7 protein-coding genes and 1 pseudogene are annotated in these 10,595 nt (G+C 67.6%); 5 read left to right on the top strand and 3 right to left on the bottom strand.

Annotated features, from left to right (window positions below):
- Positions 1-628 (top strand): annotated as a pseudogene (locus IE249_RS31765) (hydrogenase expression protein HypA); the annotation flags it as partial.
- A gap of 594 nt (positions 629-1,222) precedes the next feature.
- On the opposite strand, the gene IE249_RS31770 reads toward IE249_RS31765, so the two are convergent.
- Positions 1,223-2,623: a glycosyltransferase family 4 protein gene (locus tag IE249_RS31770; protein WP_373304509.1), complete on the bottom strand. Its 1,401-nt coding sequence runs from the start codon at positions 2,621-2,623 to the stop codon at positions 1,223-1,225.
- 58 nt (positions 2,624-2,681) lie between these two features.
- Complete coding sequence (locus IE249_RS31775) at positions 2,682-3,083, bottom strand: DUF4913 domain-containing protein (protein WP_189710414.1); 402 nt, start codon at positions 3,081-3,083, stop codon at positions 2,682-2,684.
- A gap of 573 nt (positions 3,084-3,656) precedes the next feature.
- On the opposite strand from IE249_RS31775, the gene IE249_RS31780 reads away from it, so the two are divergent.
- The gene (locus tag IE249_RS31780) at positions 3,657-5,576 is read left to right on the top strand and encodes an N-acetylmuramoyl-L-alanine amidase (RefSeq protein WP_189710416.1); all 1,920 of its coding nucleotides are present in this window, start codon (positions 3,657-3,659) and stop codon (positions 5,574-5,576) included.
- 133 nt (positions 5,577-5,709) lie between these two features.
- Positions 5,710-6,444 carry a S1 family peptidase gene (locus tag IE249_RS31785; protein ID WP_189710418.1) on the top strand — a complete coding sequence of 245 codons (735 nt, stop codon included), beginning with the start codon at positions 5,710-5,712 and terminating at the stop codon, positions 6,442-6,444.
- Positions 6,445-6,536: 92 nt separating this feature from the next.
- On the opposite strand, the gene IE249_RS31790 is transcribed toward IE249_RS31785, so the two are convergent.
- Positions 6,537-7,538 (bottom strand): hypothetical protein, encoded by a 1,002-nt coding sequence (locus IE249_RS31790; RefSeq protein WP_189710419.1) that lies wholly within the window; start codon positions 7,536-7,538, stop codon positions 6,537-6,539.
- Positions 7,539-7,890: 352 nt separating this feature from the next.
- Here IE249_RS31790 and IE249_RS31795 point away from each other — a divergent pair, with 352 nt between their 5' ends.
- Entirely contained in the window at positions 7,891-8,136 is a 246-nt protein-coding gene (locus IE249_RS31795) for a hypothetical protein (protein ID WP_189710421.1), read from the top strand.
- A 220-nt stretch (positions 8,137-8,356) separates the two neighbouring features.
- Positions 8,357-8,785, top strand: coding sequence for a DUF8189 domain-containing protein (locus IE249_RS31800; RefSeq protein ID WP_189710423.1), 429 nt, complete (start codon positions 8,357-8,359; stop codon positions 8,783-8,785).
- The last annotated feature ends 1,810 nt before the right edge of the window (positions 8,786-10,595 follow it).

Consider the following 10,595-nt stretch of genomic DNA (forward strand, 5'->3'; position numbering starts at 1 on the left):
TCGGCACGCTCCCGTGGCCGTCGAGCCTCCTCATGCCCCCGTGGCCGTCAAGCCCCCGCGCGCCCCTGTGGCCGTCGAGCCTCCTCATGCTCCCGTGGCCGTCAAGCCCCCGCACGCTCCCGTGGCAGCCAAGCCCCCGCAGGACACCGCCGCCTCCGCCGTGAAACGTCTCGCCGACAGCGACCCGGCCGGACGGCACATCTGCTACCGCGTCTACCTCTCCGGGCGGGGCTGGCAGAAGCCGGTGTGCGACGGCACGACATCCGCCACGACAGGGCGGAACGAGCCGATCAAGGCCCTCAACATCGCGGTGACCGGCACCGGGGGCTCCTCAGCCGGCGCCTTCCTCCAGGACCCCGGGTCGACCGACCGGCAGGGCAGGTGGGCGGATCGGTGGACCGACGTCATCGCCGACGGCAAGGACAACTACATCGGCAGCACGAAGGAGAGCGCGCCCTACATGACGGGCTTCGCCATCGACATCGGCAACGGTCCGGTATGCCAGACCACCAAGGTCCGCGGTGACGACTGGAGCGGTTGGGGCTGTGCCGAGGCGCGACCTGGCTTCATCTTCGGTGGGAGCCGTGAGAACGAGCGCTGGCTGGAAGCCGTCGAGCTCACTGTCTGACCGGACCGCCCAGGGCCGAACCGGCCTGCCTGGCCACGCGACCGCCATGGCAGGTCGGTTCGTGGGTTCGCGCAGGGCTGTATCCCGCCACTGCCGAGGTCGCGGGACGCGTCCTGCCCGACGGCCCCTCGCCACGGTCTTCCGGAGGCGATGGCCGCTTTCGATCCCGCGCGGGCGGACTGCGGACAGCCGGGCCGATGCTGCTCACCGCGGTCGGAGGCCGGAGAGCGGAAGGGGACCGGAGCGGGCCGGAGCCGCCTGAGCGGACGGGGCCGGAACGGGCAGTACGCGGTGAGACGCGGACGCCTGGCTGGAACCCGCGGTGGCGACGAGGACGCCACCGGCCACGGTCACAGCACCGGCGAACATGATGATCTTCTGCTTCGCGCCGGCTCTTGCCGTTCGCATCATCCGATCTCTCCCGTCCTCGTCCCCGGAACACAAAGGGGGGCCAGTCACCGTGACCACGTGTCGTGACAACGAGGGCAAGGGCCCACAGGGTCAGCGGCCCGCACCGTCTGACACGTCGTTCGACATCCGAACCCGCGCCGGCGGGACCGGAAACGGCCCCACATTGCTGTGGGGCCGTTGCGCTCAGAGCGTGGGCGTGGGGGGTTTCGCGGCGAGCCTTGGGGACCCCTGCACGGGGGCCGACGACGGCTGATGGCTCTCCGGCTGTCCCGTGCTGGCGTGGGGGGAGGCCAGGCCGGCGACGTCGGCCGTGAAGAACTTCACGCCACCGTCCATGATCTGCTTCGAGCCGAGCACGTTCCCCTCCTTGGCCTTCGTGCCCGCTTCCACCAGGGCCGTCCCGGCGTTTTCCCAGGTGTAGTGCTTCAGCACGTTGTGCAGTTCGTAGGCGCCGACCTTGCGGTCCGCCCAGTTGTCGGCCACATTGCCGATGGCGTCCGCCCACGCGATGTGCCGCTGCGAGACATCTTCCGGTGTCATGACCACGCTGTCCTTGCCGAGGTGGGCCGCACCACGGTCGGGGTCCTGGAGGAACTTGGCCATGCCGCTGTCCCGGTTGACGAGGATCGGGATGCAGTGCGAGGCGGCTTCGGTGGCGACCAGGCCGAAGCCCTCGGTCTTGGACGGCATGATCACCACGTGGTTGCCGTGCATGTCGTCGACGAGGTCCTGCTTGCGCTTGGTGAAGGGCTTGACGGTGACCCTTCCCGCTCCGCCGGCGAGGGCGTCCGCCTCGGCCTGTTTCGCCCCGAGCGTCTCCTCGCTCGCGCCGCGGATGGTGAGATGCACGTTTCTGCCCTTGTCGTTGAGATACTTCACGGCCGCCAGGGCGTCGCCGCCCCCCTTCATGGGGTCGTCCATACGCCCCATCAGCAGAACGTTGAACTGGTCCTTCGGTGAGGGAGGGCTGAAGGTCACGACCCCTTCGCCACCGGGCATGAGATCGTGCCAGCTACGGGCCTGCGCGGTCAGCGCCTGGATCCGCCGGACCTCTTCGGCGAGCAGTTCGCCGACGCCCACGCCGACGGACGCGGTGCCGAGAAGTTTCATCTCGACTTCCAGCTTCCGCCGGCCTGCCTCCTCCCTCATCGCGACCATGGCCTCGTCGCTCAGGTTGGTGATCTTCGCCCTCTCCAACTTCTCGGGCGCGGTGTGCAGGAAGTTCAGATGCATGGCGTCCGGATACCAGGCCGACCGCATGGCTGACGCCGCAGGGCCGGAGAACCGGCTGTGTCCGACGATGATGTCGTAGGTCTTCTCTCCCTTTGCCGGGAGGCCGAAGTCCCGAGGATCCCGTTGAGAGGCATTCAGCAGCGTCTGAATCTTGTCCTCACCCGGCACGGGCGGGATGGTGTGGACCGTCGCGGCTCCGTGATCCTGTGGATCGTCCGTCACATAGAGCAGGTCCACTTGGTGGTCCTTGTTCTCCGCGAGCCCCTCGGTGAGGAGCTTGTTGAACACGGGGACTCCGCCGAGTCCCATGCCACTCTCGTTGGAGACGACGAGGATACGTTTCGTTGCCATTCTTGTTCGCCGTTCTCTTGTGCGTTCGGAAGGTCTTGGACGGGAATCGGGGTCCGGATCAGCCGTCGTACACGTCGACCTGCGGCGGCTGCTTCGGCCGGTGGCTTCCGGGCTTGCAGCCCGAGAAAGGTCCCGAGGGGTCGCGCAAGCCCGTCATCGCCGGTATGAGGAAGTCGCGGTGCCAGATGGCGGGCCCGTTCATGCCGGCCTTGGCGGAGGTCATCTCCTGCCACGCCATCCACAGGCCGTAGAGGTGGGCCATCGCGTCGGGGTGCTCCCACCAGCGCGGGCACCACGGGGTGCGGGACGACTCCTCCCCGGCGTAGACCGGCAGGAGGAGGTTGTGCACCCAGGTGACGAGGCCGCGTTGAGCCGCCGTCAGGTCCTCACCCCGCTGGTAGAGGATGAACGGGGGAGGGCCCGGTCCGGCTTTCTCACCGCCGGTGATGTCGTCGTTCATCCGGTACGCCTCTCCATACGTGGACGTGGTCCCGTCGGCCCGGCCGGAATGTGAAAGCCGACGATTCACCCGGGCTGACCAGGCGCCGTCCGCGAGGTCTGGTGCCACTCCCCGAGGGGGAACCACAACCGCGCCGCAATCACGCGGACTCGATGTCCGCATGAGCATTCGCCGAACGTGTCGTTCGTGAACACAGCCGATTGCCGGGCGTGGACGTCCTCTCCCCTCGACGCGGCTCCTCGGGCCCGCGGGCTGCCCTGCCGGTGCGCAGGGCGACCTCGATGACTGACAACGGGCCGCACGGCAGGAGGGTTCAGAACACGGGGACGCTTTCGGGTCACCCAAGTCACCCAGGAATGCGGTCCTCACCGTTGTCCGCCAGGCAGTCGACCAGTCCACCGGCCGATGCCGGCTTCAGCTCACCGGAGGGGCCAATCCGTTTCCGCGCCGCCGGGGAACGTTTCCGCAACAGGCCGCGGAGCCACGCGCGTGCCGGCCGGCCGGTGAACCGGCGCGCCACGGGGGGCGTTGTCTGACCAGCCATTTGAATTCGTTGACGTACGGGACCCATTCATGACCACAAGCAATGCCGGACGCACACGCGCGTCACGGCGCCGGCGCCCGGCCCTGCTCGCCGCGATGGCCACGCTGACCGTCGCCGGCGCGACCGCCGTACCGGTACTGGCACTGGCCGACGGCGAAGCCGGTCATCCGGTCACGACTCTGGAAGAGGGCTTCACGGCCGCCGCCGCCGAGTACGGCGTTCCCCGTCAGGTGCTGCTGGCACTGGCGTACCAGGAGTCCGCCTGGGAGACGCGTGCGGGGCAGCACAGCACGGACGGCGGCTACGGACCGATGCACCTGACGGACGTCACCCCCGCCATGATGGTCGCGGGCGAAGCGGGTGCGGCGGGGCGTGGCGATGTGGCGAAGCTGGCCGCGGCCCCTGCCCTGCACACCCTCCAGGCCGCGGCCAGGCTCACCGGCCTGTCCGCCGAGGAGCTGCGCAACGATCCGGCCGCCAACATCCGGGGCGGTGCTGCGCTGCTCGCCTCGTACCAGAAGGCGGCGACCGGGACCACTCCGTCCTCCCCCGGCGACTGGTACGCGGCCGTCGCCCGCTACAGCCAGTCCACGCGGCGGCGGGGCGCCGCGGCCTTCGCCGACCGCGTCTTCGCCGTCGTGAGGAAGGGCACCCACCGCACCACCGCCGACGGACAACGCGTGATCCTGAGGGGCGACGGCGCGGTCCGCCCGGCCACCGGTCAGTTGGACGCCCTGCACCTGAAGGCCGAGGAGATCCCCCACGCCGAATGCCCCGCTACCGTCGCCTGCTCCTTCGTCCCGGCGTCCCCGGCCAACGGCCAGGTCTCCAACCGTCCCGCCAACGGCATCCGCATCGACAGCATCGTCATCCACGACGTCGAGGGTTCGTACGACAGCGCCGTCGCCGCCTTCCAGAAAGCGGGCTCCGCCGCCGCGCACTACGTCATGCGCTCCTCCGACGGCGCGGTGACGCAGATGGTGCCCACGAAGGACCTCGCCTTCCACTCGGGGAACTACTCCACCAACATGCACTCGGTCGGCATCGAACACGAGGGCTTCGCCGCGCACGGCGCCACCTGGTACACCGAAGCCCAGTACCAGGCCACGGCCGAGATGGTGAAGTACCTCGCCGCCCGCTTCGACATTCCGCTGGACCGTCAGCACATCCTCGGCCACGACAACGTCCCGGGCCCGAAGTCGTCCTTCGTCGCCGAGATGCACTGGGACCCGGGTCCGTCCTGGGACTGGGACCACTTCATGAGCCTGCTCGGGGCGCACACCGGACGGCACGGCGTCGGCCCCGTCGGCTCGGTGGTCACCATCGCCCCCGGGTTCCAGGACAACCAGCAGACCACCGAGATCTGCCCCCCCGACGACCCGACCGGCGCCACCACCGCGTGCACCAGGAGCCTGCAGCCGGCGAACTTCGTTCCCCTGCACACCGAGCCCGGCGCCACCGCCCCGCTGTTCGGTGACCAGGCCATCCACTCCGGAACGGCCGGCACCGACCGGATCAACGACTGGGGCGGCAGGGCCTCCGCGGGGCAGCAGTTCGTGGTCGCCGGGCAGGACGGTGACTGGACCGCCATCTGGTACAGCGGCGCGAAGGTGTGGTTCTACAACCCGCACGGCCGCAACACCACACAGACCTGCGGCGTGAAGGTGATCAAGGCGGCCGGCGCCTCCCCGGTGGCGGTGTACGGCACCGGCTACCCGGACGCCGACGAGTACCCGGCAGGCCTGTCACCCTCGGCGCAGGCTCCGCTGGGCATGTACACCATCCCGGCCGGCCAGGCCTACGTCGCCACCCGGCCCCCCGACCGCACGGACGACTTCTTCCCGTCCGGCGGCACCGTCGTCGCCGGCGGCAAGTCGATGTACACCGTCCAGTACAACCACCGGGTCGCCCTGGTGTACGCCTCGGACGTCACGGCCCAGGACGGATGACGGTCCGCCGACACCCAGGCCGGGAGGCCACCGGTGAGCCGGCCGGCCGTACGCGAAAGATGCGGAACGTACCCGCCCGGCAGGGCCTCTGACTGACTGTACGGATGTACCTCTCTGAGAGGAGTTGTGCCGCATGATGCGTCGCATTCGTGTACCGCTGCTGACCGCCCTCGCGCTGCTCACGGGCTCGGTGTTGTCGTCCGCTCCGGCCCACGCCGTCATCGGCGGGTCGAAGAGCACCTACGGCCCGTGGGCGGTACGCATGCTCGTCGACGGCAAACCGGTGTGCACCGGGACAGCGGTCACCCGCCAGTGGATCCTCACTGCCTCACACTGCTTCTACGAGCAGGCACAGCCGGTCGCCGACAAGCGGATTTCCTTCCGCGCGGGCAACCTTGACATGCGCAAGGGCACCACGGTGCGCCCCGTACCCGGCAAGCGCGTGGGCAGCGCGCACGCCGACATGATGCTCATCAAGGTCGCGCCGATGAATGTGCGCACAGCGCGCCTGGCCACGGTCGGCGTCCACCGCGGCCAGGCCGTGCGGCAGTACGGGTGGGGTGCCACCTGCACCACGGACGAGAGCGCCTGCCAGTCACCGGTCCTCAAGCAGTCGGACCTGAAGGTCGTACGGCCGGACGACCCCCTGTGCGCGGGTCACACCGCACCGGGCGGCCCCGACTTCTGTATGAAAAAGGTGTCCGGGATCCCCGCCGGAGGCGACTCCGGAGGCCCGGTGATGACGGTCGGCCCGCGTGGCACCGAAACCCTCGTCGGCGTCTTCAACGGATCCGACCGGGAGAAGAGCGCCGAGGCGGGAGAGGTCTCCCAGCAACTCGCCTGGATCCGCTCGGTCATTCGGCGATAGCGTCGGCGTGGCCGACGCCACGCCGACGAGACCGATGGCGAAAGGACGCCCTGGGCCGGGCTCGAGCGGCGAAGGCCGGCCCCGCCCACTGGTCACAGGGCAGGTGCCGAAGAGCTGCTCGAAGGCCTGAGTACCGACGGCGGGAGCGACTGCGGGGACGCCTGACGCTGCTCATTGCTCTGGGACTGCCCGGGCCGTGTGGTGTTCGCCGACTGCGTGAACCCCGGGTAGTCCCTCTTGATCGTCGCCAACAGGGACTCCGCGATCTCCCGCTTCGAGAACCCACCCTGGAAAAGCCTGTCCGAGGCGTCCGGCATCACGGGCGGGAATCCGTTCTCCATGAGCATCTTGGGCAGCAGGATGTGATTGTTGACCCTGCGGTTGTAATCGGTGAAGGGGTGCACGATCTGCAACGTGCGGACCTGCTTCGCGATCACCTCCAATTTCTCGATGTCGCTCCCGGCCTGCGCCACCTCGTCGTAGTAACGCTCGAAGGAACTGTCCACCAGCCCCTGCACCTGGCCCGTCAAGTAGTTCGTCCTCAGGATCGCCTGACCTTGTGGATTGGAGCGGTCGAGGATGGTTATCGGATCCGGTTGACGGGAATGGATCACGCCCGCCGAAAAGTACTCCTGTATGTCGATCAGGAGCTCCCGCTCGTTCAGCATCTCCTGCCTCGGCGAGGAACTGGCCTGCTCACCTCGCAGCGGGAACTCGGTCGCACCGTCTCCCGACCACCGGGTCTCTACGGCATTCGTCAGGTGCTCTGCGACCTTCCAGTGCATCTGCGCGTACGCTTCCGCATTCATTGGCGCCGCAAGGTCCCTCGGTGCGTCCAAGAATTCCTTGTACGCCTCCTCCATGCTTTGTTGATACCCCGGCGACGGATCGACAGGATGATTTTCGTAGTATCCCCCAGGATTCTCCGGAATTTTTTCCTGCGCCACGCTGTGGTGTTTGGGGTCGATGTACAGCTTCCACCACTGGTCTCTCGGAAGGTAAGTGGAAAGGCGGCCCGGTTCGCCCGCGCTGCCTGACGGCAGAGCCTGGAGGTGCGCCGCCTGCGAGACGGTGATGTCCGAGTGCGTGGTCATCGCATGCCTTCCCGAAACGCGTTCCCAATCCGGGGCCGGGTCGTCTGCGGTATCTGTCGGGCGCCCATGTAGGACGGCCCAGGTACGCCGTTCATGTACTGCCTCTCGCCTGGTGTGTTCTGCATCCGGAGAAACGGACCGGGGCCGGCCCTGGTTCATCGAACGCACCGGACCGGAACGGCAGCAGGTGACCCGGCGCTCGCCAGTTCCCGCCGGCAGAACCACGCCTATGGCCGAGATGCGAGAGGTGTGCTGCTGAACCGGCGAGTTCCTGTGCACGTTGTGACGGGTGCATGTGATCGGGGTGGCTGGACCGCCGTCGCGGTTCAGGGACAAAGACAGGAGACATCGAATGAAGCAGAAGACGAAAACCAGTAGGAAGCAGAAGACCGTCATGGTGGTCGGCGCTCTTGCCGTGGCCGGAGGTGCCGTCATCGCGGCCGCGGGTACCAGCCAGGCGTCTGGGACCGATCGCGGACTGCCCTCTGCTGTCTCCTCCGTGTCGACCCGGCTCTCTCACCTCCTGCCCGGGCTTGACGATCGACGGGCAGAGGCGTACGGCGAGTACGGCGCGGGCCGAAGGATTCCGCGCGCGTAGGTGCTGGGCCTCGTTGACGGATTCGACGGATGTCGGCTCCGTTCTCGTCTTCGTTCCGTCTGATTCTGTTCCATCCGGTGGGTCTCGGCCTCGGGAACCCTCGACGCCGAGGCCCACGGATGCCCGAACATCCGCACATCTCCAAGATGTTGTCGGAACCTGTCTGCGGAATTCCCCATCCTGCCTGATAAAAATACAAACCCCCGTCGAGGAAACAGTGATGAAGAGAATCAAGAGCGCCGTCACGGCAGTCGCGGCCCTGGCCGCCTTCGCAGGGGCGGGTGTCGCGGCGACTCCGGCGCAAGCGGCGTCCTGCCCGCGGGAGATGGGCCAGAAGTACATGTGTCAGTTCGGCGTCGCGAAAACGAAGCTCGCCGACGGAACGACGCAGGAATTCGTCGTCGGCACCGATCACGCGGTGTGGACCAACTGGAGCCGGGGCGACGGTTCCTGGCACGGGTGGGAGTCCCTGGGCGGATGGGTGAACAGCGCCATCACGGTGGACGCTCAGCAGCGGGACAGCAATTCGAACATAATCATGGGGGGCACGGGCCGGGACGGCTATTTCTGGATGCGGGTGCGCTACTCCGATGGCTCGTGGTCCCATTGGTTCAGCTGCTTCGTCAACCCGACCAACGTGTGCGCGTGACGGTGGTGGTGAGCGACCGGCCCTGACACCCCGGGGCCGGTCCCTGACGCTTCCTCTCCGGCGGCTAGCCGCGCGTCGAGCCGGCCGACGCGTTCGGCACTCCGCACCGACCCCCGTGCTTCCCTACCGGGCAGGTGCCTCCCACCACTCGTTCCAAGAACTTGGCATGGGCTCTGCCCCTCAAAAACAGAAACAGCATCAGTGACTGTGTATTTGAATGGGCCTGACACACCGTTGACCCTGCGCGAGGCCGTCGACGTCATCACCAGTCAGTGGGATTTGGAATCCCCCTCTCCGCACTTGAGGGTTGTGAACGATCTCATCCAGGACAGGGCGGAGTACTCGGTCACGGAAGATGCTTTCTGTGAACTAGTGTCCTCCCTCAACGCCAGTCTCCCTCGCGGCACTGGCCCCACCCTCGATGACTACTATCGATCAGAGCTTTCCGAGATTTTGCCATACGTGGCCGGCGGCCCCCCTCTGGTGCAACGCGATTTTGACGGGATGACACATGATTTCTTGAACAGGGGAGATATGCGGCATGCGTATGTCGATATGGGCGAAACCATGGTTGCAGTCAACAAGCCCCTGGGCACTACCGGACGGAACAAGTTGAGCTCCTTGAGTACATGAGGAGTCAGGGTATGACCCAAAATGCCACGGTACGACTGACCAACGAGCCGGAGTTGGTGGACTGCAACAAGTCGGTGATCATCGAACGCACAGGGCACGTGGGGTACGCGATAGAAAACGCTTCTTACGCCGAGATCGCGCACAGAGCGAGTGTCGCTCGGTTAGGGCAAGGCCAGGCCGACGTTGTCGCCCAAAGCAGTTCCTCAGGCGCGGCCTATGGCGCACCCGCCGCCGCACTCCCGCACGGACCAGCGAGGGGAGCGGGTCACTCGAGGTAACTGCCCGCTGCTCGCAGGGCCGCCGGTCCGTTCCGGGGCGGCGGCCGCTCACACTGCCACGTGGGAACTCAAACGGTCGGGGCAGACGGCCGCCGCGGCGCACCACTGCTGCCAACCGCGCCTTCGCCGACCTGCACAACCTGATCACCGCCGTCCGCCATGTTCTGCGCCGGCTTCTAAGGCGGCCTGGTGCCCGGCGTCGGACTGAGCGGGGATCCAGCAACATGGGGGCAGTATCGGCGACCGTCGTGCCGCATCGCCGGTCGGCGCAGGATCCCGCCGATCTAGTCGGGGGTGAAGGCCGCAGTTCCGCGCCTGGTCCGTTCAGCGCACCGGGGAGTTCGTCCGCACCGCTGGCCCTCCACCGTTGACTGCCGGCTCAGCGGGAGAACCCTGTTGTATCCGAGAGGGGCGTCAGCCGTCGAGGCAGCGGGGGCAGGGCTGCCCGCGGCTGCCCTGCTTCGCTCTGCACGACGCGGACGGGTTGCGCAAGGAGACCGAGGGAGCGATCGAACTCGCGTTTCGTCGGCAAGGCCGCGGGACTTCGAGCACCGGCATCCACCTGGCCAGCCACATGCTCATAGGCTCCGCCCGCCGGTGTGTCGCTGCAGCACCTGGGTCGCGACTCGGGGAGTCTGAGCAGATGCGGTCCTATCGCTGCTCCCGGTACGGGGCATCCTCATTCCTGCAGCTTCCGCGACGCTGATCTCACGAGGACGGTGCGGATCGGTGGCGGGATGAACCCGACCGCCCGTGGGCCCAGCGGCGCTCCTCCCCGCAGCCACGGGCGCCGGGACGGCGGTGGGGGCCGGGAAGGTGTGCGACTGGGGGGATTTGAGGCCATGGTCGCGGCAGAATTGCGTGAAGTGTTCTTGGGAGACTGTGTATTTGTCGGGGTC

This window comes from Streptomyces anandii JCM 4720 (assembly GCF_014650655.1).
GTDB lineage: Bacteria > Actinomycetota > Actinomycetes > Streptomycetales > Streptomycetaceae > Streptomyces > Streptomyces anandii.

Bases quoted from the DNA above. Each gene is read 5' to 3' on its own strand.
- IE249_RS31775 (WP_189710414.1), bottom strand. From the start codon at position 3,083: ATGAACGACGACATCACCGGCGGTGAGAAAGCCGGACCGGGCCCTCCC.
- IE249_RS31795 (WP_189710421.1), top strand. From the start codon at position 7,891: ATGAAGCAGAAGACGAAAACCAGTAGGAAGCAGAAGACCGTCATGGTG.
- IE249_RS31790 (WP_189710419.1), bottom strand. From the start codon at position 7,538: ATGACCACGCACTCGGACATCACCGTCTCGCAGGCGGCGCACCTCCAG.
- IE249_RS31785 (WP_189710418.1), top strand. From the start codon at position 5,710: ATGATGCGTCGCATTCGTGTACCGCTGCTGACCGCCCTCGCGCTGCTC.
- IE249_RS31780 (WP_189710416.1), top strand. From the start codon at position 3,657: ATGACCACAAGCAATGCCGGACGCACACGCGCGTCACGGCGCCGGCGC.
- IE249_RS31800 (WP_189710423.1), top strand. From the start codon at position 8,357: ATGAAGAGAATCAAGAGCGCCGTCACGGCAGTCGCGGCCCTGGCCGCC.
- IE249_RS31770 (WP_373304509.1), bottom strand. From the start codon at position 2,623: ATGGCAACGAAACGTATCCTCGTCGTCTCCAACGAGAGTGGCATGGGA.